The organism is Flavobacterium sandaracinum (assembly GCF_004349135.1).
Taxonomy (GTDB): Bacteria; Bacteroidota; Bacteroidia; order Flavobacteriales; family Flavobacteriaceae; genus Flavobacterium; species Flavobacterium sandaracinum.
Map to the genome: position 1 here is coordinate 16061 of NZ_SMFN01000005.1, position 22569 is coordinate 38629.

The 22569-nt window shown below is 34.6% G+C and carries 20 protein-coding genes and 1 other RNA gene; 5 read left to right on the forward strand and 16 right to left on the reverse strand.

Annotated features, from left to right (window positions below):
* Window positions 1-78: 78 nt before the first annotated feature.
* Window positions 79-2331, reverse strand: coding sequence for a catalase/peroxidase HPI (gene katG / locus E0F91_RS05610; protein ID WP_132065350.1), 2253 nt, complete (start codon window positions 2329-2331; stop codon window positions 79-81).
* A 461-nt stretch (window positions 2332-2792) separates the two neighbouring features.
* Between katG and E0F91_RS05615 the strand changes: the two genes are divergently transcribed.
* A complete protein-coding gene (locus E0F91_RS05615) occupies window positions 2793-3239 on the forward strand; it encodes a tellurite resistance TerB family protein (protein ID WP_132065351.1) in 447 nt (148 codons plus the stop codon).
* Window positions 3240-3646: 407 nt separating this feature from the next.
* Here the strand turns inward: E0F91_RS05615 and E0F91_RS05620 are convergent, their stop codons facing one another.
* The 13 genes from E0F91_RS05620 to E0F91_RS05680 all read right to left on the reverse strand — a co-directional run bounded on the left by E0F91_RS05620 (window position 3647) and on the right by E0F91_RS05680 (window position 15789).
* Entirely contained in the window at window positions 3647-5074 is a 1428-nt protein-coding gene (locus tag E0F91_RS05620) for an OprD family outer membrane porin (RefSeq protein WP_132065352.1), read from the reverse strand.
* 143 nt (window positions 5075-5217) lie between these two features.
* Complete coding sequence (locus E0F91_RS05625; RefSeq protein ID WP_132065353.1) at window positions 5218-6912, reverse strand: bifunctional metallophosphatase/5'-nucleotidase; 1695 nt, start codon at window positions 6910-6912, stop codon at window positions 5218-5220.
* Between the two features lie 99 nt (window positions 6913-7011).
* Window positions 7012-7431, reverse strand: coding sequence for a DsrE family protein (locus E0F91_RS05630; RefSeq protein WP_132065354.1), 420 nt, complete (start codon window positions 7429-7431; stop codon window positions 7012-7014).
* 5 nt (window positions 7432-7436) lie between these two features.
* Window positions 7437-8534: a c-type cytochrome gene (locus E0F91_RS05635; protein WP_207919035.1), complete on the reverse strand. Its 1098-nt coding sequence runs from the start codon at window positions 8532-8534 to the stop codon at window positions 7437-7439.
* A gap of 6 nt (window positions 8535-8540) precedes the next feature.
* A complete protein-coding gene (locus E0F91_RS05640) occupies window positions 8541-9038 on the reverse strand; it encodes a DUF6691 family protein (protein ID WP_132065355.1) in 498 nt (165 codons plus the stop codon).
* A gap of 10 nt (window positions 9039-9048) precedes the next feature.
* Window positions 9049-9612, reverse strand: a complete 564-nt coding sequence (locus E0F91_RS05645; RefSeq protein WP_073354932.1) for a YeeE/YedE family protein — start codon at window positions 9610-9612, stop codon at window positions 9049-9051.
* A gap of 102 nt (window positions 9613-9714) precedes the next feature.
* Window positions 9715-10284, reverse strand: a complete 570-nt coding sequence (locus E0F91_RS05650; RefSeq protein WP_132065356.1) for a TlpA family protein disulfide reductase — start codon at window positions 10282-10284, stop codon at window positions 9715-9717.
* A gap of 60 nt (window positions 10285-10344) precedes the next feature.
* On the reverse strand, window positions 10345-11559 hold the full coding sequence (locus E0F91_RS05655) for an MFS transporter (RefSeq protein WP_132065357.1): 1215 nt from the start codon (window positions 11557-11559) through the stop codon (window positions 10345-10347).
* A 41-nt stretch (window positions 11560-11600) separates the two neighbouring features.
* The gene (locus tag E0F91_RS05660) at window positions 11601-11909 is read right to left on the reverse strand and encodes a DUF202 domain-containing protein (protein ID WP_132065358.1); all 309 of its coding nucleotides are present in this window, start codon (window positions 11907-11909) and stop codon (window positions 11601-11603) included.
* A 233-nt stretch (window positions 11910-12142) separates the two neighbouring features.
* Window positions 12143-12460, reverse strand: coding sequence for a rhodanese-like domain-containing protein (locus tag E0F91_RS05665; RefSeq protein ID WP_132065359.1), 318 nt, complete (start codon window positions 12458-12460; stop codon window positions 12143-12145).
* Between the two features lie 12 nt (window positions 12461-12472).
* Window positions 12473-13873: an MBL fold metallo-hydrolase gene (locus tag E0F91_RS05670; RefSeq protein ID WP_132065360.1), complete on the reverse strand. Its 1401-nt coding sequence runs from the start codon at window positions 13871-13873 to the stop codon at window positions 12473-12475.
* 208 nt (window positions 13874-14081) lie between these two features.
* Window positions 14082-14465, reverse strand: a complete 384-nt coding sequence (locus tag E0F91_RS05675; RefSeq protein ID WP_132065361.1) for a hypothetical protein — start codon at window positions 14463-14465, stop codon at window positions 14082-14084.
* Window positions 14466-14991: 526 nt separating this feature from the next.
* Window positions 14992-15789: a sulfite exporter TauE/SafE family protein gene (locus tag E0F91_RS05680; RefSeq protein ID WP_132065362.1), complete on the reverse strand. Its 798-nt coding sequence runs from the start codon at window positions 15787-15789 to the stop codon at window positions 14992-14994.
* An 853-nt stretch (window positions 15790-16642) separates the two neighbouring features.
* On the opposite strand from E0F91_RS05680, the gene E0F91_RS05685 reads away from it, so the two are divergent.
* The 4 genes from E0F91_RS05685 (at window position 16643) to E0F91_RS18075 (ending at window position 20408) form a co-directional block, all read left to right on the forward strand.
* Complete coding sequence (locus E0F91_RS05685) at window positions 16643-17419, forward strand: XRE family transcriptional regulator (RefSeq protein WP_132065363.1); 777 nt, start codon at window positions 16643-16645, stop codon at window positions 17417-17419.
* A gap of 272 nt (window positions 17420-17691) precedes the next feature.
* On the forward strand, window positions 17692-19086 hold the full coding sequence (locus E0F91_RS05690) for an exonuclease domain-containing protein (protein ID WP_132065364.1): 1395 nt from the start codon (window positions 17692-17694) through the stop codon (window positions 19084-19086).
* Between the two features lie 602 nt (window positions 19087-19688).
* Entirely contained in the window at window positions 19689-20159 is a 471-nt protein-coding gene (locus tag E0F91_RS05695) for an OsmC family protein (protein ID WP_132065365.1), read from the forward strand.
* A 126-nt stretch (window positions 20160-20285) separates the two neighbouring features.
* Window positions 20286-20408: a hypothetical protein gene (locus E0F91_RS18075; RefSeq protein ID WP_279432782.1), complete on the forward strand. Its 123-nt coding sequence runs from the start codon at window positions 20286-20288 to the stop codon at window positions 20406-20408.
* Window positions 20409-20703: 295 nt separating this feature from the next.
* Here E0F91_RS18075 and ssrA read toward each other — a convergent pair.
* Window positions 20704-21100, reverse strand: a transfer-messenger RNA (tmRNA) gene (gene ssrA, locus E0F91_RS05705).
* Window positions 21101-21211: 111 nt separating this feature from the next.
* Window positions 21212-22411 (reverse strand): serine hydrolase domain-containing protein, encoded by a 1200-nt coding sequence (locus tag E0F91_RS05710; protein WP_132065367.1) that lies wholly within the window; start codon window positions 22409-22411, stop codon window positions 21212-21214.
* Window positions 22412-22569 lie beyond the last annotated feature (158 nt).

The window sequence follows — 22569 nt, forward strand, 5'->3', positions numbered from 1 at the left end:
TTAATGTTAGCTTTACTGATAAACAAAAAAGGTGATCCGTTACCAGATCACCTTTTTAAACAAATTATAAATCTAAAATTACACTACGTCGTAACGATCAAGGTTCATCACCTTAGTCCATGCTGCTACAAAGTCATGTACAAACTTGTCTTGACTTGTACTATATCCATAAACTTCAGCAAGCGCTCTAAGTTCTGAATTTGAACCAAAGATTAAATCTACTCGAGTTCCAATCCATTTCAATCCGCCGGCCATACGATCACTTCCTACAAAGGCATCATCTGATTCTGATACTGCTTTCCATGTAGTTCCTAAATCGAGTAAGTTCAAAAAGAAATCATTTGTCAGCGCTTCTTTTTTATTGGTGAAAACGCCATTTTGAGATTGGTCAAAGTTGGTATTTAATACGCGCATACCTCCTACAAGAACAGTCATTTCAGGAGCTGTTAATGTTAATAACTGTGCTTTGTCAACTAACATTTCTTCAGCAGAAACAGTATATTTTGTTTTTACATAATTACGGAATCCATCTGCTTGTGGCTCTAGAACTGAAAAAGATTCTATATCTGTTTGTTCTTGTGAAGCATCTGTTCGCCCTGGAGAAAAAGGAACGGTTATATGCTGACCAGCATTTGCAGCAGCTTTCTCAATACCGGCATTACCGCCTAGAACAATCAAGTCAGCAATAGAGACTTGCTTGCCAGTAGTTTGCGCATTGTTGAACTCGTTTTTAATGTTTTCTAAAGTATGTAACACACGTTCTAATTGCGATGGGTTATTTACTTTCCAATTTTTTTGTGGTTCTAAACGGATGCGAGCACCATTAGCACCACCACGTTTGTCAGATCCACGGAAGGTAGATGCTGAAGCCCATGCTGTACTTACAAGTTCAGATATTGTTAAACCAGAATCAAGAATATTTGCTTTTAGAGAAGTTGAATCTTGCTCATCAATTAAAACATGGTTAACAGCAGGAACAGGATCTTGCCAAATTAGTTCTTCGGCAGGAACCTCAGTACCTAAGTAACGTACTTTTGGTCCCATATCTCGGTGTGTAAGTTTAAACCATGCTCTTGCAAATGCATCATTAAACTCAGCTGGGTTAGCTAAAAAGTATCTTGAAATTTTCTCATATGCTGGATCTACTCGCAAAGATAAATCAGTAGTCAACATAAAAGGTTGGTGTGTTTTAGTTGGATCATGTGCATCAGGAACCGTTCCAGCACCTGCGTCTCCTACTGGTTTCCATTGGTGTGCGCCAGCTGGACTTTTAGTCAATTCCCATTCAAAACCAAACAAGTTTTCGAAATAATTATTACTCCAAGTAACCGGTGTAGTAGTCCATGCACCTTCTAAACCACTTGTAATCGTATCAGCACCATTTCCTGTTCCATAGGTGTTTTTCCATCCAAGGTTTTGCTCTTCGATAGATGCACCAGCAGGTTCTGCTCCAACATATTTATTTGGGTCAGCGGCACCGTGAGTTTTTCCTAAGGTATGTCCTCCTGCACAAAGTGCAACAGTTTCTTCATCATTCATCGCCATACGGGCAAAGGTCTCTCTAATGTCATGTGCTGCCAAAAGTGGATCAGGATTACCGTCAGGACCTTCAGGGTTAACATAAATTAATCCCATTTGAACTGCAGCCAAAGGATTTTCTAATTCACGATCACCAGAGTAACGACTATGTGGTTCTGTGCTTAGGGACAACCATTCTTTTTCAGGACCCCAATAGATATCTTCTTGTGGTTCCCAAACATCTACACGGCCTCCAGCGAAACCAAAAGTTTTAAAACCAGCAGATTCTAGTGCGCAGTTTCCTACGAGGACCATTAAGTCAGCCCAAGAAACTTTATTACCATATTTTTGTTTAATAGGCCATAATAATAAACGTGCCTTATCTAAGTTTGCATTATCTGGCCAACTGTTTAGAGGCGCAAAACGTTGTGTTCCAAAACCTGCTCCTCCACGTCCGTCCGCAATACGGTAGGTTCCCGCGCTGTGCCAAGCTAACCGAATGAAAAATGGCCCGTAGCTGCCATAATCAGCAGGCCACCAGTCTTGAGAGGTGGTGATGACATCTGTAATATCCTTTTTTAAAGCCTCTAAATCAACTGATTTGAACTCTTCAGCATAATTGAAGTGAGCTCCCATCGGATTAGATTCTAATGCGTTTTGGCGCAAAATGTTCAATTTTAATTGGTTTGGCCACCAGTCACGATTTATTTTTCCGTTTCTCTCGCTTTGTTTTGGAGCATTTGCTCCAGCAGAAAAGGGACATTTGCTTTCGCCATTTACATTGTAGGACGTTGGTTTTGTGTTATTTTCCATAGTATGATTGATTTTTTGTTTACTTAAAGCAAATCTACTAAAAAGTATTCGTACCTGATTTTATTTTTAATAGATAAAAACTATAGTGCAAGTCGTGTTTAACATGCTAAATTTAATGAAAATATTTAGTAATTGCTCTTTTGCGTTGCTTTAAAATTACAAATTTATAGTGGAATTGCCCCTTAAATGGAATTAAATATACTTCTGATTTTATTGGTTTATTATCAATTTTAGATTTTAACAGTTGTAATAATAGTTCTATCGCCTTTGAAATAAATTATTAGAATTTTATACCGTATTATTAATATTCGAGAGTTTTTTTAAAAACTTTTACCGTTATGTTTTTTTATCTATCTCATTTTGAATTGAATTACAACATGTTGAAAATAAAAAGATAATTTAATTATAAACCAAGTAATCCTTTCCAATCTAAGTAGTAACTTTAAACCAAAATAATACACATGAGTTCACTTGAAGATAAAAATAAGGAGGATCAAAATTGGGTAGCGTCAGATTTCGAAGCTTGGGTTGGGATTTTATACTCCTGTATTTCTGCCGACAATCAAATTAAAGATTCTGAAAAAGCTGCATTAACAAGATTATTGCATTCTAAAGAGAAGTTTGTGGGAATCGATATTGCACCTCTTTATACTAAGTCATTTAATTTAAGAGCAGAGGTTGGACAATTAAAATACTTAGCTGCTTGTTGTAAACAGATTAATGAAGAAGATAAAGAAACCGTTTTTGCCCTTGCATTAGAAGTATTACTCGCCGACGGAATATTAGAGAAAGAAGAAAAGGATATAATTGAAGTTTTATCGAATCAGTTAAAAATCGAGTCTGAAATGATCAGCAAAATTATTGAGGTTATTTTCTTAAAAAATAGAGGTAATATCAAAAGAATTTAAGCCGATATTAAAAAAATATAGGTAAATATTATAGGTAATGGAATAGTTAACCAAGCAGTTTATTTCAATTAAAATTTTTTTTACTTGTTTTAAAACCGATGTATAACAACATTATTGGTTACTTTAGATTGTTATATTGTTTCCACTATTGAATTTGAATAAATACTTATTATTGTTTTAAAAAATCATTTACTATCAAAAAGAAAATTAAAATAGCAAAGGAAGCCTTCCACGCCAGACTGCATCGCGAGCCTGTGCTCACGCATCCTCGATTGAAGTTTATACCTAACATCGTACTCAACCTCATCAGTTTACTGCTAACACTAACTGTTGTGGGTGTCTTTGTCTATTTTATCGTGGGTTATTTAATTAAGAAGTTTTATTATTTAGATTAAAAAAGAAATTTTTCAAAAATTGAAATTGAGTATAAAGTTGATATTGCTCATGTTAGTTTTATTGAAAATATAATTTTTATTGTCGTAAGTTTCCCCCGCATTGAACTTGTGCACATATAATAATTGTGCATCAAAACCTTTTAGGAGCCCTTGAAATTCATATCGTAGGTCCGCATTAGTTTGCCAATAGGAAGGCAAACTATATTTATTTAACGCAACGTTTTTTACATCTGGTAAATCAAAATATCCCACTGCTAAATGCGATTTGAATGTTTTTTTAGGATTCGTATATTGTATTTTAGTCATTATGGCAGCTACATCCCCAAAACCTTCATTTCGTTCTCTAGGCATAAAGGTATAAAATGGATCTCGTCCCCATTCGCGTGGCATTAAATACCGTCCTTTTGAAGTAATTCGATTGTAATTTAAAGTCCATTCGATGGCTTTTGTTTTCCAGCCGAGTCTACCGCCAAAGGTCTGTGAGCTACCATTTTTTTGAAAATAAGTTTTGCGTGGATCTATATTTCCTCCCTCATTCAGTGCATTTTGGTATATCGTTTGAAAACCTAAAAGTAGTTTTGAATTATGATGTAAAGGGTAGTTGTAGTCCATTTGGAACAGGGCCGAATTGAATAAATTCTCTGCGTACTGATTCCACAGAAGTGTTTTTAAATTAGATACCGATTCATTTTGGATTCCAATAATATAAACACCGTTGCTGTCTAGGTTTCCAGCATAGTCTGATTTTGTTCCATCAGGGTTGACTCCTGCTGGATAAATACCAATGGATTCCCCAATTCTGAAATACTTCATTGTGCTTCGTGGTGAAATCCCATACAAGTAGCCTATGTTAATTTTTGTTTTTTTGATTTCATTAAAATCTATCCAAATTCCATCTACTTCTGTAGGTCGCATTCTGCCATCTTGTAGGTTTATAAAAGAGGTGTTTAAAAGTTGTTTTCCAAGAGTTATGGTTGATTTTTTAAAATTATATTTTAAGTATAATTCTTCTAATCGGCTTAAATTGCCTTTACTTGATGCATTTTGTAAATCAAAAAGAGCCACTTCATACCTGTTGGATAAATTGGTTATTGGATCTTTTTTAGAAAAATCGGAAGAACCAATATTATAAATGTAATAACCGCTAACACCAAATTGAAAATTATGAAATTGAGCCGTCTCAAATTTAACGCCACCTCCAAGAGCATTAGCGAAGTAATCCGACAAGCCACTTTCATTATTTGTACCCATGAAAAAATAGCGAAAGTGGCCACTGAAATTTCCATTTTTAAAAGCATTTAAAATCGAGGTCGAATCAATTTTTTCGTTACTTTTTTCTTTCCAAACTGTTGGTTTTTCTGCTATTTCTTGATGTTGTGCTATTGCATTAGTAGCAAAAAGCAAACTAGTAATATAAATTAGTACGAAAAAATTTTTCATTTTTGAACGTTTAGATTTGGTACAAAATTAAGACCATCCTAACGAGTGGGAAGTAACTTTTATCACAGTAGCTATAAAAAGTCATAAAGCCGAATGTTTTTATGCATTCGGCTTTATGACCTTTTACTTTGTTACTAAAAGAACTATCTGAAAGTATAATCAACGCCGGTAACTTGCGAAAGCAATGTTTCTGGGGCATCTAGGATGATGGCGTTTTTTTCGGGTGTGGGCGTAACGGGCGAATTTAGCTTTAAATATTCCTTCATGACCGTATGCAAGGTTGCTGTAGTGTTTTTGGCATCCAGAACGCCCTTCATTCTACAAAGCATATCTACAGGGTCGCCATCGCGCTCACACGCCATGATTGTATACAGTTTATCAGGATCCAAAGGAATATTTTTTATGGTGATGCTTTGTACTCTTTTGTCCATATCGGCAAATGCATTGAATCGTACTTCCATCCCTTTGAATTTTACAACCCAACCACCAAAACGTTTTGAAGCATCTTGGGCAAAAACATTATTCAGTTCTTTCTCCAGCCAATTTTGCAATTGTTTCCCCGTTACTTTTGCGGTTCTTACCGTACTATCAACAGGAAGCATGTCATAAATAAATCCGCTTGTAATGGGAATATTTCCTGTTTCGTCCGGGGTAGTTTTAGGTGGGCAAAAGCGGAATCCATTTGAAAGATTAATGTCTATTTCAGGAAATTTCCAATGCAATGCATTCAAAATCATAGTATCAATTGGGTTTTCAACTACAAAATAGCGGTACAATGGGATGGTACTGTAACCAATAATTTGATTGATTTTTTCGTGATAAACCGCTTCTTTTTCTTTTAATAATTTTTCGATAGATGGATCTGCTTTTATTAAAGGAGAGTCGACTTCAATTAATTCATAATTGTCTTCGATTACTTTTCCGTTGAGGACGGTCAAATCTAATTTTCCAATAAAAGAACCAAATGCGCCTGGCTCTACCACTTTAGCATAAGTACAAACAATGGGTTTCCGAACCCGCTCGTGTGTGTCACCGCCTAAAATGTAGTTGACCCCTTTGCATTCCGGTCGGTTCGCTAATGCAATTTGCTGCGATAATCCTAGATGTGCGATCATGATTACATAGCTGCATTGTTCCTGATTTCGTAGTACATCTACATAATGTGCTAGATTTTCCTCGGGATTGGTATATAAAATTCCTTTGCTGTAATTTGGACTTTGTCGCAACGGTACTAAAGGATCCGTGTAGCCTAGAAAACCAATTTTTGCTCCGGCAATATGCCAAATGGTATAGGGTTGAAAAATAAGTTCACCTCGTTTTCCTTCGCCTAAATCATGGTACATATTAGTACAAATTTTTGGAGCATCAAGCGATCCTAATAGCGTTTGCATTTTCCTTTTTCCGTAAATTACTTCCCAGTTTCCAGGAAGATAGAGGTCGTATTGCATTGCATTTAAAATAGGGACAAATGCTTCACCAGTAGTTTCTACGCTCAATTCGCTACCTTGAAACATATCGCCAGTATCAATACTGTACGTGTTGGGATTTTTCTTTTTTAATTTTTTCAACAAGGTTGCCATGTAGGCATAGCCACCTGTTTTTCTAAAAACTACTTTTTCATTTTCCCAAAACAATTCGTCGTGCGGATGAATCTGACAATGCACATCCGTGGTTTGAAGAATAGAAATGGTTTGCGGTTTAGTACTATCAATATCTTTATTTAAGTCTAATTCTTCCCTTTGATTTGTATTTGCAATAGCGGAAATAGGCGAAATTATCGCAGCTCCAAGCCCTAATGTTCCCACTGATTTTAGAAAATCTCTTCGGTTATTACTCATCGTTTTTAGGTTTTTAGATTTATTCTGTAGTCAATTTTTTATTGAAAAATTACAGCTAAAATAACGGTGTAGTTTAGTGCAAAAAGTATTCTTTTTTAATTAGAATCCACCTTTGATATAGCTCCATCCTTGCTCTTGTTTTTCTACAATTTCAGCAATTCCTACCTTTACATATTCTACTTCGGGAATTAATTGGTCTTTTGTTACTTTTTGATTTTCCATTGTGTTTTCGCATACTAAAAAGCGAACTCCTTTTGCACCAAGCGCTTTTATCGCATTTAATTGCTTCGATTTAGCTGACATTACAAAGGGAAGGCCCATACTGTGAATGACAACTTCATATTTGGCATTTGGCCAATGCGCGGTAAGATTATTGAGCTGGTTTATAAATGCCTTTTGTTGCAAGGTATCTACAGCATTTGTAAATTGAAAAACAATTTTGTGATGATTCGCTCTCTTTTGAGCAAAAGCACTAACTGAAAAAAATCCTACTAGAACAATCAATTTTAGATTTCTCATTTATTTTATTTTTTAGATTTCAATTTTTCAGCCGCTTCTTCCATTTTCTTTTTTGCTTCTTTAATTGGTTTAAATGGTCCGAATTTATGTTGTGTTTCAGAATATTTATCAGAATAGGGCCCAAAAGGATGATCGATTGGTTTTTTAGAAATTTTTGGCCAATCCTTACTTAGATCCTTTGATGGCCTTTCAAGACTTTCCACATAAGCTGCGATATCCCAAGACTCCTCATCAGATAATTGCGGATTTTCATAAGTTGCACCTAACGGCATGTTGTATTTTATGTATCCTGCAAAACGACTGATTCTAAACAATCCAGCCCCGCTATTATAGGAATTAGTACCCCAAAGCGGTGGATACGTATATTCTTTTTTATCTTCGGCTAAAATTCCCTGACCATTGACTTGATGGCAACTGGCGCATTTGGCATCATATAACACTTTCCCTTTGATTGGATTGGCGGCACGATCTAAATACTCTAAATCATAAATTCCAGCCGCATTTGCCTCTTTGCCTTTTGGAACAGTACTCCCAATATATTCGATGTAGGCAATCATGGCTTTCATCTCTTTTTCATCTTCTTGGAGCGGTTGGCCATTTAAGCTTCTTTCCATGCAATCATTGACTCTTTTGTATAAATTTTCAACTTGACCACTCCTTGCTCTCATCTTTGGATACATGGAATATACGGAGCCATAATTATTTCCCCATGGTTTGGTACCTGCATCTAAGTGGCAATTGTTGCAATTCATACCATTGCTGATTTGTTTCACACTACCATTTGGACCAAAATATTTAGCCGTATGAGCAATTAAGTCTTTGCCATATTCCACTTCTTGTTTTAAAATGGTATCTGTAATCAGATCAATGTCCGCTGGTTTCCAGAATTTTGCCATTTCATTTTGCAAAATCACCTTTTTCTTGGCATCGGTATAAAGGGAATCAGTATTAGTTTCACTATTTTGAAACCAAGTTGTGATTGTTGAATTGAAAAACAAAACTAGAAACAATGCCATTACTAAGAATATAATTGTTGTAAAAAGATAGATTAATCTTTTTACAAGAAGTTTTAATTGGACTATATTTTGTTTTTCAGTGTTCATAATTTTTTAATGAGGAAGTTTCTCTCTAAAATAGCCATATACCCAAGTTCCTACTATAGCAGCCAACAAGGTAACAATCATCACAGTAGCTCCAGTTCCTATTTGTGCAAACAAGGGTCCTGGACACGCTCCTGTTACTGCCCAACCGAGTCCAAAGATCAGTCCGCCATATATTTGTCCTTTGTTGAACGTTTTGTCGTGAAATTCAATTTTCTCGCCATAAATGGTTTTAATATTGAACTTTTTAATAATAAAAATAGATAGCATTCCCACTACAACGGCGCTTCCTATAATTCCATACATGTGAAAAGATTGAAACCGAAACATTTCCTGAATGCGATACCAGCTGATTACTTCAGCTTTGATAAATACAATACCAAATAATATACCTATGATTAAGTATTTTAAATTGTGATACCATTTGTGTTCTAAATGACTCTCGTTGATACAGACCGTATCTAAAGAACGCGTTTCGAAATCTGTATTTTGATCTTTAATTTGCATAATTAATTTTTTAAAGTGAAAGAATGAAGGGTAAAATAAAATTAGCCATAATCAATCCGCCAATAAAGAAACAACACGTTGCTATAAGCGATGGCAGTTGTAAATTCGACAAACCTGAAATGGAATGACCACTAGTGCAACCTCCTGCATAACGGGAACCGAAACCAATGAAGAAACCTCCAATAACCATCATGAAAAATCCTTTAAGGGTAAACAAACTTTCCCAGGAAAACAATTGTTCTGGCAACATGCCATAAATAGATGTGATTCCGTAGGTAGATAACTCTGTTTTTAGATTATCGTTTATCAATATCGGATCTGGATTTGATAAAAATTGGAATGCGATAACGCCACCAAGTAAAATACCGAAAACGAAAAACATATTCCAGATTTCTTTTTTCCAATCGTATTTAAAAAAGGCAATATTTGCAGGCAAACACATGGCACAAGTATGACGTAATGAGGCGCTAATTCCAAATGATTTGTTTCCAATGAGCAATAATGCTGGTACTGTAAGTCCAACTAATGGTCCTGCAATATACCAAGGCCAAGGTTGTTTGATTATTTCTAAAATTTCCATATTTGTTGATTTATTGATGCAAAGATCAAATTTATTAAGGAGTAGTTATGTTACTTTTGTCACACAAGAAAAAAAAAGTAAAAAATGGCATTGATTTTATTTCTTTACTAACTCGTCTAACTTTTCTCGGAACGAATCACTATTCCAATTTGCTGTTCCAATTTTGGATACAATCACATTTCCTGATTGATCAATAAGATAGGTTGCTGGAATTGTTGATGATTCCATTTCTAAAGGCGGATTTGTAACCGATTGATAAACGGGAAGTGTCAAATTTTCCTTCACCATAAAAGCATTTGCTTTTTCAAAAGAATCTGTAGTGACAAACAAAAAGACGATCTTATCTTGATAATCCGTATATAATTTTTGAATACTCGGCATTTCGGCAATGCAGGGTGGACACCAAGTAGCCCAGAAATTTATGAACACTATTTTTCCTTTGTATGCTTCTAATGACACCGTCTTTCCAGTGCCATCTTTTAATAGCCACTGATAAGTCGAGAGTTCTTTTTGATCTGTTGCAGCGATTGTTTTAGGCGAAAAAGCAATTAACCGGTTTAAGTGTACTTTTACAAAAGTGCCTATGGGACTAAACAAAAGCAGTGCTATTAACACGATAAAAACAATATTCTGAATAGTAGATTTATTTGATTTTTTTGGTTCCATTTTTAATTATTATTTTCTAAAAGTAATTTTTTTTGATTTATTTCTAGTATTGTTAATTTTTTATAAAGCGTCTTGTGTCATTCGGATTTCAATAATTAGGGACGATACAATAGTGATGACGCCTATTAATATAATGGCATAATTGATACCAAATAAATCAGCTGTTATTCCTGAAATAATAGCGCCTATCGCATATCCTAAATCTCTCCAAAGTCTGAATGTACCTATGCTTTCCGCTCTTTGATTCGGAGTTGTCGCCTGTGCGATGGCTGATAAAAAAGTAGGGTAAACTAAAGCGGTTCCCAATCCCAAAAATGCTGAAATTGCTGCCAGTTGATAAAATGCTGAAGCCAAAGGAATAAAAAGTATCGCTATTCCTTGCAGTAGCATTCCCCAAAATAACATTTTTTTTTTTGAATAAACATCGGACATTTTTCCGGTAATCAATTGGCCAAATCCCCAAACAGTAGGATAAATGGCTGTAATAATTCCTATGTTTTGCGAATCATAATTTAAAGAAAGTAGCACAATAGGCAGCAAACCCCAAATCATTCCATCATTCAAATTATTAACTAAACCCGCCTGTGTTATAGCACTTAATGTTTTGTTTTTGAAAGTGGTTTCCAGGAAAATATTTTCTAATTTTTGAGTTGTATTGGTCGTGTTTTCTTGTTGGACAAATTTTCTAGTATCCTTGACAAAAAACAAAGTCAATAGAAAGCCACTTATGGAAATTCCAATTCCCAAGTAAAAAGGGTAGGGTGTGATGCCATATTTTTGTGCAATATAACCGGAGAGAAAGGCGACCAACCCAACGGCGAAATAACCAGCAAATTCATTAAGTCCCATCGCTAGTCCACGATCTTTTTCTCCAACCAAATCAATTTTCATCACTACCGTGCTGCTCCAAGTGAGTCCTTGGCTAATTCCTAACAGAATATTAGCAAAAATCACCCAATTCCATGATTCAGCATAGATCAAAATAAAGGGTATCGGCAGTGCCAAAACCCAACCAAATAAAAGTAAATTTTTTCTGCCAAATTGGTTTGCTAACTTACCCGTAAAATAATTCGTTATGGCTTTTGTAATCCCAAAGGCTATAATAAAAGAGAGAAGTGCTGTTTTTGAGGCAATGCCAAATTCTATTTCGGCAAACTTTGGAATAATGGTTCGTTCCATTCCTATCATTCCACCAACAAAGGCATTAACAATAACTAGCAGTGTAAATTGTTTCCAATTATTTTTCAATCCTAATTTGGTCGTACTCGTTTCCAAGGCTCGTATTTATTAATTTGAAAATTTAAAAAAGAGGTTCTTTACATCTCATAATATTCTAGTTGATAATCACCAATATGCTTTTTATTGTTGGCGATGGATTTCCTGTGTTTGAAAAAATTGACTGTTCCTAAAACAAAAATCACAAACGAAGTGACAAAAAGAGCAATTTCAATCAAGAGACTATTTTCAACTTTTAGTAGGTTTCTCAAACTCAAGCCAGCAATTAAAAAATACATTGATGTCCTCAAAAAGGAAAGAAAAGTAGATTGATTGGCCAAAATAGTGCGCTGTAAAGCCAATTTTTCTCTTAAAATCAAGTCTTTATTAACTGGTTTTTTCGTCTCCATACTATTTTTTTTTCGAATTAATTTAAAAGGGAAGTTTTGAAAATGCCGTTTTGAATTTAACGGGTCAAAGCGCTACATCTGATACTGAATCCCTCAAATTTACTCTTTTATTTAAAGTAGTTAAAAAATCATTCAGTTTATAAGGCTATCAAGTCCTACCTAAATAATTGTGCAGTTTAAAAACAACTATTTCAGTTGCTTTAAACTGCACACTATTTTTATAATTTCGCTTTTTAACTGTTTAGGAATTCATTTACATCCTGCCAAGTTCCGCCATTAGTCACATTTTTAAAGCCATTTCTTTCCAAAATCATTTTGGCTTGACCACTACGATTTCCACTACGGCAGAAAACAATAATTTGGTCTTTTCCTTTAAATTGAGCCAATTGATTAGGAACTTGATCTAAAGGAATATTTGTTGATCCTTTTACATGGCCTTCAGCGAATTCTGCTGGGGTGCGCACATCTACTAGAAATGCGCCCTCTTTTATTAATTTTTCCATTTGAGTGGTGTCTTTTTTTGAAAATATATTTTTGAAAATTCCAAACATAATTAAGTTTTTTTAGTATTCAACAGCATTGTTTTGGTTCATCCATTCATTCATTCCCGGAGAATAGTTCAGCACGTTTTTATAACCGTTTCGTGCTAGTAAGGAATAGGCAATTGCAGCTCTGTCGCCGCCTTGACAATGGATTACTACTTTTTTATCTTTGCTTATTTGATCCATATTGTTTACTAATGTACCTACAAATACGTTATCAGCTCCTTTTATGTGACCTGCGTTGTATTCAGAAACACCACGAAGGTCAACTATTTGAACATTTTTATCTTGTTGCAAGGTTTTAAATTCTTCCAATGAAATTTGATTCACAGTCTCTAAAGTACCGCCATGTTCTTCCCATGTATTTGTAGATGGAACGTATCCTTGAATGTTGTCTAGTCCTATTCTCATAAGTTTTCTAGTTAAATCATCCAATTGCGCTTCCTCTGCAAGCAGGATAAAAGGCTCCTCATACGCAAGAAACCATCCAGCCCAAGTGGCAAAAGAATTGTTTCCCTGAATGTTAATACTTCCGGGGATAAAACCTTTGGAAAATTCCGTTTTGTCTCTAGCATCAATTAATTTAGTTCCTTTGGCTAAAGCCGCTGTTAACTCCGTGTACTCTAATTTTTTCAATTTAGGAACTTCAGTGAGCAGTGGACGATCTACTTTATTTAGCTTTTTCATCATTGCAAAATACTTAGGCGGTTCTGGTTGACCCTCCAATAAATAATTTGCAAATCCAGGTTCGTCATTTTCATACTGAAAAGCCCAGTTTCTAATTTTTTCGTAACCTACTGTTGTACTAGGAACCGCTCCTAATGCTTTTCCACAAGCAGAACCTGCTCCGTGGCCAGGCCATACTTGGATGAAGTCCGGTAAGGATTCAAATTTTTTAATAGATTGGTACATTTGTTTGGCACCAATATCTTGAGTACCTTTCATTCCTGCTGCTTTTTCAAGTAAATCAGGTCTTCCTACATCTCCAACGAAAACAAAATCCCCAGTGAATAACATTACAGGTTCATCGCTCGCAGGGGTATCCGTTAGCAAAAAACTAATGCTTTCCGGAGTATGTCCTGGAGTATGAATTACTTCTATTTTTAGGTTACCTACTTTAATGACATCGCCATCTTTCAATCCTGAATGCGGGAATTCGTATTTCCAGTCGGATCCACCCTCATCCGAAAGATACAGCTCAGCCCCTGTCAAAGCCGCAAGTTCTCTAGATCCTGCAAGGAAATCAGCGTGAATGTGCGTTTCTAAAATATGAGTAATTTTCATATTGTTCTGCTTGGCGATTTCGATATACGTATCAACATCCCTTTTAGCATCAATTACTGCAGCTACTCCAGCTTTCTGGCAACCAATAAAATAACTTGCTTGAGCAAGACTCTTGTCGTAAACGTGTTGAAAAAACATATCTTTAATTTTTTAGTTCATAATTTATTTTACAAAATTAGGACATGTTTCCCTTATAGTTGGTGACTAATGTTACACAGGCTTTTTTAACTGGATAATCTAATGCTTCACTCAAGAAGGAAGACGAAGATAATTCCCGCAGCACTTCTTGTTGTGGCTTTATTTTCGATTATCAAATTGCATATTGTATCAATTGATATTTTTAAAATTACATCCATTTTGACAGAAAATCAATCAACTCTTCTCGTAAATCTTTGAATATTTTTTCGAAAATAGCGATGTTTTCGCGGTGTTTTTTATGATCTGAAAATTTTTCATACTCAATATTAGCAGCATTTTTACTTATGGCTCCTTCAAGAAAAGATTCGTGACTTTCTATATCATGATTTAAAATATCAATCTGTTCGTTCTGGATAACAAGCAGATTTTGAAAGTGGTCTATAGCGGAGCGTACCTCATTTGAAGTGTTTTTAGTAGCTACTTCAGCTAGTCGATTTGCAATAATGGAAAGTTCGTCTTTGTAAAACAAAAGCTTGTTTATCCATGTTTTGTGCTCTTCGTGTAATTCATAAATTGTTTTTGAAGTTTCCATTTTTATTGTTTTATAAAAGGTGAGATTAATTTAGTCCGCATTATTTTAATTAATAATTCAAAATGTAAAAAAAATCAAGAAATATAATTCAACGCACTACCATTTAATACAAGTACTAATAAAATAATAGTAGTTAGAACAGTATTACTTTCCTGAAAAATTCGAAATATTTTTATAAAAGGGCACTTATAAATTGAACTATTGATTTATTTTTGACCACTAATTTAAGAATATTTTTAATGCAATTAAAATTGTAAGTAGTTTATTTTCAAGTATTTATATAATTTTATAGTTAGGGTGTATTTTATACGTTATTTATTTACTTGTAATTCCAAAAGTGTACAAAACGAAAAAAATCCCTTTCAATTTTTATCGAAAGGGATTCCTATTTTAAGTGGTATGGATTTTTTATTTTTGATGAACAGCATGCACTAAATCGACAAAGTGGTTGTAACGGAGACTACTATTTTAATTAAAAAAATCTCATTGCGCCAAATCACTTCTATGGTTTTGTAGTCCACTCTGTTTATTTTAGAAAAAGCTCTTTGGTTATAATGTAAATTCCCATCACTAAAACAAACCAACCAAAAGCGGGTTTAAGTTTCGCTCCATCTACTTTTTTAGATAATGCAGTACCAATGAAGATACCAACAATGGCAAAGGCTGAAATCGTAAATAGGAATTGCCAATTTACTCCATTTTCACCACTTTCGCCAAAGAAACCAATCAACGATTTAGCCGCAATAATTACTAATGAAGTTCCAACGGCCTCTTTCATGGGCAATTTGCTCAAAATTACTAAGGCAGGAATAATTAAAAAACCACCTCCAGCACCTACTAATCCCGTGATTATTCCAACGACTGCTCCTTCAAGAAGTATAATTGGGTAGTTGAACTTTTGTGCTTGTGGTGCTTCCATTGAGTTTTTTTTGTCTTTTTTTATCATGCTGTACGAAGCAAAAATCATGATAACAGCAAAAAGTAACATTAAAAATAAATCTTTGGTCAAGGTAAAATTATCAGTAGAAAATAAAACTTTAGGAATTGCAGGAACGATTAAAGCTCGTGTAGTAAAAACGGCAATAATTGACGGAATACCAAAGACAATGGCTGTTTTGATATTTACCAACCCTTTTTTGAAGTAACCCACAGAACCCACAGCGCTTGTAAGTCCGACAATAAATAGCGAGTAAGCTGTTGCTAAAACAGGCTCAATAGTAAATAAATAAACTAAAACGGGGACCGTAAGAATGCTTCCGCCACCGCCAATTAGTCCTAACGCTACGCCTATAAGTATTGAAGAAAAATACCCGATATATTCCATAATCATAAATTTTATGATGCAAAGATTAGCCGTTTAAATTTTGTGTACAGTAACATTTATCACACAGCTGTTTTTATCTTTATTATAGTGATGGATATGCAAATAAAAAACTGTGTATTCAGTTATGCTACATTTTATAATTAATTGGTTGTTACGTTTTTTAATAGTTGAATGATTCAGAGTTGAGTGCCTTCTTTTTTTATTGTACCAAATCTCAATAATTGGTAAGACTTCCTGTTTCATTAGTTTTTAGAATGAGTTTGTTTTTATAAATCAATTGTTTCTCTAGTTCGCTATGGCTCGAGTCCGTTTTTTAAGAATTTAAAGAGCATTTTGCTACAGTAAGGTATCTTTGAATTTCTTATTCAGCTCATGGATTTTTTCTTGTGCGGTAATTAGCTTTTAATTTCCTTTTCCAAGAAAACTTGCCTTCCAAAACTCCTCAAAATCTTTCCACCCTGTATACAATTGGGGAGCCGTTATACCTAATTATAGGGTGAATTCTAACTTAGTTGTTCAATCATAACTTAATTGAACTGCTACTTTTTTAAAACCTCTGAAGTAAATTTTGCGGTATTGTCTCATAAGTTAAATTAAGATCTATTTCTTAATTCCACCTATGGATTAAGTTGGTATATCGGACTGCGAACAAGAAGCAACAACACCTTGATCACCACCAATAATATACGTAATAGATTCTAGTTACGAGTTGTTCAATCTTTCGTAGAAAAAAAAGTATCCAAATCCATAGCTACAATTGCACGTGCCATTTTATTTCTTTTTAGAATATAAAGTAGTACAGATGCTAACATTATTTAGTATATTTGTTGTTCTAAATTATAACAAATTTATTATGTCGTTATTTTCAGACAATATCAGAGCCTTGCGTGTGAAGCACAAAATTTCACAGGAAAAAGTAGCCGAAAGCCTCATGATTACTAGGGGTCGCTATGTGAAGTACGAAGACGGAACTTCCGAAGCGCCTTATGAAATCCTAAAAAAAATGGGTCAATATTATCAAATCAGTATTGATTTATTACTGTCTGTTGATATGCGAAAAATTGAAGTTTCTGATTTATTAAAACTCGAAAATAACCGACTCATTTTGCCTATTCAAGTAGATCAAATGGGCGAAAACTGCATTGAAGTAGTAACCCAAAAAGTAAAAGCAGGATACTTAAATGGATATGCTGATCCCGAATATATCGAACAATTACAACAAATATCCTTACCGTTTTTAGGCGTGGGCAAATACCGTGGTTTTCCCGTAGAAGGGGATTCCATGCCACCGCACCAAGACGGCGATATTATCGTGGGACGTTACGTAGAAGGTTTGGGTGAAGTTTTAGATGGGAAAACGTATATTTTCATTACCAGAAGTGAAGGAATGGTATACAAACGACTCAATAAAAACAACAAAAATGCCTTGGTACTAGCATCAGATAATTATTTCTATCCGCCTTACGAAGTCAAAGCGTCCCATATTCTTGAAATTTGGGAATACCAGTGCAGCATTGCCAGAAGCGACAAACGGACTGAAGCACTGGAAAGTGATACGATCAAAAACATGTTTGTTGAATTAAAGAAAGATCTAGCTGAGGTAAAAAACAGTATTGGTTTAACAAATTAACAACTAAATATTTGAGATTGATAGTGTCACTTCGAGCGTAGTCGAGAAGCATTACTCTAGGTAAAAGTTATAATTCAATTTCAATCAAAATACTGTTACTTCGAGCGCAGTCGAGAAGCATTACTTTAGGTAAAAGTTATAATTCAATTTCAATCAAAACACTGTTACTTCGAGCGCAGCCGAGAGGTATTACTCAACATAAAAGGTATAATTCAATTTCAATCAAAACACTGTCACTTCCAGCGCAGTCGAGAAGCCTTCCTTACCATAAAATGAAAAAACAAGAATACGCCATAGTAGATATTGAAACCACAGGCGGCAATGCCACACACAGCCGCATTACTGAAATTGCCATTATTATTCACGATGGTGAGAAAGTGATTGATCGCTGGGAGACTTTAGTTAATCCTCAAAAACACATACCCGACGCTATTTTTGCCTTGACGGGTATTACCAATGAAATGGTACGTGAAGCACCTATTTTTGATTTAATTTCAGATCAAGTTTTTGAACTTTTAAAAGATCGGGTATTTGTGGCTCACAATGTTAATTTTGACTATTCCTTTGTTCGTCATGAACTAGAACGAGCCGGATTAAAGTGGACTGCAAAAAAATTATGTACCGTACGAGCAGCACGAAAAATTAAGCCCGGATTGCCATCTTACAGTTTGGGAAGACTTTGTAGCTCCTTAGATATCGATTTAGAGAACCGCCACCGTGCAGGAGGTGATGCTGATGCAACTGCCATTTTGTTAAGCCGATTATTGGAATGGGACCATGAAAAAGTAATGGATGTCATGATTAAAAAAACATCCCAAGAGCAGCAATTACCACCTAATTTACCAAAAGAAGATTTTGATCAATTACCAGATAAACCAGGAGTGTATTATTTTTATGATGAACATAAAAAAGTAGTATACATAGGCAAAGCAGTTAACTTAAAAAAACGAGTGTCATCCCATTTTGGAGGACATAAAATTACACCGCAAAGGCAACACTTCTTACGGGATATCTACGCCATTACTTATGAAGTTTGCGGTACAGAACTAATGGCTTTGTTACTCGAATGCAGTGAAATAAAACAATTGTGGCCCATTCATAATAAAGCTTTGAAACGCTTTGAACCAAAATTTGGATTGTTCGAATACGAAGCAAGAAATGGATACCGATACTTGGCAATAGGGAAGCTGGCTAAAAATCAAAATTGTCTTGAAACTTTTGATAGTATTTATCGTGGTATAAATCTATTGCAAGAATTAGCCAAACAATTTGAAATTGATCAAAGGTTTTGCAAATACGGAAGTATGTCCGATGGCGTTTTTACAACTCATAATGATACGGCAGCCTTACCTGAAATCGAGGTACATAACGATACAATTCAAGTAGCAATTGATTTTTATTTGAATAGCAGACCCAGTTTTGCGATTATTGACAAAGGAAGAACAACGGATGAACGCAGTTGCATTTGGGTCGAAAACGGACATTTTTTTGGTATGGGTTATTTGGATTCAGATCTAGTAATTACTGATCCATCTCAAGTCAAAGAGTATGTTACGCCTTGTAAATCAAATCAATATATCATGCAACTCATCTTTTCTCATGCACAAAAGTATCCTCGAACCGTTCATATTCAGAAAAGGGATGATAATTTTGTGGCGTTTGAGTAATCGTAAAAATTTGGTAAACAACAACTTATAACTATACTAAAAGATAATAACTTAATCCTACCAAACAGAATTTCGTGGTTTTCCTTATCACTCCAAGTTAGCCTTAAATATAGAAAAGCACTTTATTAAAAAATTAAGGACAAACAGGAATTTACTCTATATATAAGTAATAAAAAAGTAAACAAAAAAGGGAATTTGTCACATTGGTGTTCGGCAGTAATTTAAAATATCTAATGTTGTCAATCAAACTCCCATAATAATTAGTATGTTTTTTTTTAATTATATGATAATGAATAAATTAATGTAATAGTTATTAATCGAAATTTAGAATCTTACTCCGAACTTATAAGGGCCTAAATATTGCGGTAATAGGTGGTTTTTTTAATAGCCATGCCTTTACTTTTAATAATGCTACTAAGCTTGTTGTATTATTTTGATATTGAACATAAAGAATAGTTTACTTATTGAATGGAAGATTGTTTTATATTTTGTTTGTTTACTGCGTACTGCTTAAATTGACAGCGTTTTTAATCTAAGTTAGTCATCAAATAGTATAAGTAAGCAATCGTTGATTTGATTACTTTTGGAATAAAAATAAAAAAATGAGTTTTAAACATATATTCAAAGCAAAATTGGACTGGTTTTTAGTTAAAAGTGAGCAGGGTCCTACTTCTAAAAAGTCTAGTAAAAGCCATAGCATTACGATAGCAGGGAAGCCTATTTTAAATGTTTCGGCTGCTAAGGCTTTCAAAGGAGATTCAACTTTGTATAATCCTGAAGATTTATTATTGAGCAGTATCGTTTCCTGCCACATGATGTCCTATTTATATGTTTGTTCTCAAAACGGAATCGAAGTGCTGTCTTACACTGATGCGGCTGAGGCAACGCTTGAAGTTTTAGATAACGGTAGCGGACGCTTTATTGAAGTACGCTTGTATCCAAAAGTAGTCATAACACAAAAAGAAAAAATAGCCGAAGCACTACGTTTACATCAAAAAGCAAACGAACTTTGTTTTATTGCCAACTCCTGTAGTTTTCCAATTCTTCATGAACCAAGTTGTGAACTAGGATAATTTCGTAGAAGTTAAATAAAGAATTTGTAAGGTTTCGCGTAATTTATTTACATTTCAATTGTGTTCGGCTTCTATTTTTTAGATGATGAAAGAAAAAGAGTCCAACTAAAAGTGAAAGAGGTGATTATGAATACAGCTAGGGAAGAAACAGCAAACGATGAAGTTGCGATAAACAAAACGGCTAAGAAAAGAAATACCGAAACAATTCTTCTTCGTGCCAATAAAAATAATTTAAGAGACTCTACATAAGCCATAACTCTTGAAAAACCGAAGTTTTTATTTAAATAGTGGCTTGCTAAAAGAGTAAAGTCTAAAAACTGATGAATTACTCGAAAATAAGAGCTGTCACTTACTTCAAAATGAGGGGATTTATTAGTTGGTTTTTTCATTGTTTTTTATGTATTTACCCAAAGTTACGAATTCAAATTTTACTCTCCTACTTTTCTACCAACAACTTATAGTCCAAAAATACCAGCATTGTAATAATGCATACTCCTTGATTCGAAAAAAAAATGCCTTGCAAATCAAAGATTTACAAGGCATTTTGTGGAGTCGCCGAGAATCGAACTCGGGTCCAAACAAGCAACTAAAAAGCTTTCTACGCGTTTATTTCCTGATTGAGTTTTCGATAGTGTGCTAGGCCAGAAACAGCCACACGCTACTTATCTTCTTAATTTTGAAATCCACCCGAAGCTCATGGAAATCTAGGTCTATTTTTACGGTTCCCCTTATCTGAACGCCACAAACCAAGGCTTTCAAGGAGAATCCAGCTTTCCTATCTGATAGGAACGTGGCTTAATCGTACTATAATTCGGATTATGCAGCTAAAGCGTAGTTATTTTCGCCGTGTAAAATGGTAAGATCTTATATTTACGAGCAAGGTCTCAATGCTCGACGTGCTTACTTATCAATTCGACTTGCTGTCAAAACCAGTCGACCCCATTATTTAATTTCAAAATTTAAACTTGAATTTTGAGTTTGCAAATATACACTTTTAAAGTTGAATTTGTATCGCTAATCTTTAAAGACAGTGTTAAAAATCATACCTTTTTTTATTCGTCTCGTAATTTGAAAGGATAATCTCCAAATAAAACGGCTAATTTCCGAACGTCATACGTTTTGCGCGTAAATTTATTAGATAATGCGATTATAGTAACACCTTCTTTTCGCAAAGTAATATAGGATGAGGTGTTTCCATGCCACCAACCATTGTGAAAATAAAAATTTTGTCCCGTTTCCCAATTCACCATTCGGATTCCAAGACCATAATTTTTGGTTCCTTTGCGTTCGTTGCTGTATCCTTTATATACCATAGCTTGCAATGCTGGTGTTAAAAAAGTAGCACTGCTTCTTGCTCTATCAAATTTTAATAAATCTCTAGGTGTGCTATAGATATTCTTATCGCCATAAATAGCATCTAGATAGTCTTTTCCTATCTCTACTTTGTTTCCTTTATAGGACGTGACAGCAGAATCTTTATCCTTATCATAATCAAAAACATACGTGTTTTTCATTCCTAAGGGATCAAAAATGATTTGTTTCATGGCCTCTTTGAACGGAAGTTTTGTGATTTTTTCTACTATTAAGGCTAACATGGCATAATTAGTATTGCAGTAACTAAAACGGGTGTCAGTTTTGAACTCCAGACCAATATCTTTGGTTGCCATAATCGTCAGGATATCCTGATTGGTCAGTATATTGTGTCTGTCCCAAACCGTTTTATCACGATCTGTAAAATAGGCATAATTGCGCATGCCGCTTCTGTGATTGAGTAATGTTTTTATGGTAACATCTGGATAAGGAAATTCCCTGAGAATGGTGTTGACCTTTTGATCTAGTTCGATTCTTTTGGCATTGACTAATTTCAAAATAGCAGTAGCTGTAATGACTTTACTAACTGATGCAAGATGCAGTGGTGTGGTCTTATTAATTTCTATCTTATCTCTAAAATTAGCGTACCCTTCGTATTTTTCATAAATAATCTGCCCGTTTTTTGCTACCAGAAAACTGCCATTTGCACTATTATTTGGCCAATTTTTTTTGTAAAAAGAGTCAATCTCCTGCTTTTTTGAATTGATATACGCGGCAGTGAGCTTGGGCTCTGGTTTAGATAAAGGCTTCATTTTAGGCAATGTACTCTTTGGGAGTTGCGCATCATTTAATTCCACTTTCTTTTTCTCTTTGGCGCAAGAGCTTAATATCACAAGGAGCAGGAATATATGTAGTATATTTGTTTTTTTTATAAAATTCATTTCTGTAGTGCTAGAAGGGCAAATATATAGAATCAATGTGTTTTGATTCCCTGTTTTTTTAAACCTTAACACTATTTTACCAGATGCTTTTGATTACAATTACTGTATCATTATGTGCGTCAGTGTATAGTGGGATTGCAAATTATAGATTTTACTGA

What these genes read in the sequence shown, in the direction of transcription:
- E0F91_RS05630 (WP_132065354.1), bottom strand. Translation starts at nt 7,431, where the DNA reads ATGAGAAATCTAAAATTGATTGTTCTAGTAGGATTTTTTTCAGTTAGT.
- E0F91_RS05625 (WP_132065353.1), bottom strand. Translation starts at nt 6,912, where the DNA reads ATGAGTAATAACCGAAGAGATTTTCTAAAATCAGTGGGAACATTAGGG.
- E0F91_RS05685 (WP_132065363.1), top strand. Translation starts at nt 16,643, where the DNA reads ATGTCGTTATTTTCAGACAATATCAGAGCCTTGCGTGTGAAGCACAAA.
- E0F91_RS05635 (WP_207919035.1), bottom strand. Translation starts at nt 8,534, where the DNA reads ATGAACACTGAAAAACAAAATATAGTCCAATTAAAACTTCTTGTAAAA.
- E0F91_RS05640 (WP_132065355.1), bottom strand. Translation starts at nt 9,038, where the DNA reads ATGCAAATTAAAGATCAAAATACAGATTTCGAAACGCGTTCTTTAGAT.
- E0F91_RS05675 (WP_132065361.1), bottom strand. Translation starts at nt 14,465, where the DNA reads ATGGAAACTTCAAAAACAATTTATGAATTACACGAAGAGCACAAAACA.
- E0F91_RS05615 (WP_132065351.1), top strand. Translation starts at nt 2,793, where the DNA reads ATGAGTTCACTTGAAGATAAAAATAAGGAGGATCAAAATTGGGTAGCG.
- E0F91_RS05710 (WP_132065367.1), bottom strand. Translation starts at nt 22,411, where the DNA reads ATGAATTTTATAAAAAAAACAAATATACTACATATATTCCTGCTCCTT.
- E0F91_RS05660 (WP_132065358.1), bottom strand. Translation starts at nt 11,909, where the DNA reads ATGGAGACGAAAAAACCAGTTAATAAAGACTTGATTTTAAGAGAAAAA.
- E0F91_RS05670 (WP_132065360.1), bottom strand. Translation starts at nt 13,873, where the DNA reads ATGTTTTTTCAACACGTTTACGACAAGAGTCTTGCTCAAGCAAGTTAT.
- E0F91_RS05620 (WP_132065352.1), bottom strand. Translation starts at nt 5,074, where the DNA reads ATGAAAAATTTTTTCGTACTAATTTATATTACTAGTTTGCTTTTTGCT.
- E0F91_RS05695 (WP_132065365.1), top strand. Translation starts at nt 19,689, where the DNA reads ATGAGTTTTAAACATATATTCAAAGCAAAATTGGACTGGTTTTTAGTT.
- E0F91_RS05665 (WP_132065359.1), bottom strand. Translation starts at nt 12,460, where the DNA reads ATGTTTGGAATTTTCAAAAATATATTTTCAAAAAAAGACACCACTCAA.
- E0F91_RS05690 (WP_132065364.1), top strand. Translation starts at nt 17,692, where the DNA reads ATGAAAAAACAAGAATACGCCATAGTAGATATTGAAACCACAGGCGGC.
- E0F91_RS18075 (WP_279432782.1), top strand. Translation starts at nt 20,286, where the DNA reads ATGAATACAGCTAGGGAAGAAACAGCAAACGATGAAGTTGCGATAAAC.
- katG (WP_132065350.1), bottom strand. Translation starts at nt 2,331, where the DNA reads ATGGAAAATAACACAAAACCAACGTCCTACAATGTAAATGGCGAAAGC.
- E0F91_RS05680 (WP_132065362.1), bottom strand. Translation starts at nt 15,789, where the DNA reads ATGGAATATATCGGGTATTTTTCTTCAATACTTATAGGCGTAGCGTTA.
- E0F91_RS05650 (WP_132065356.1), bottom strand. Translation starts at nt 10,284, where the DNA reads ATGGAACCAAAAAAATCAAATAAATCTACTATTCAGAATATTGTTTTT.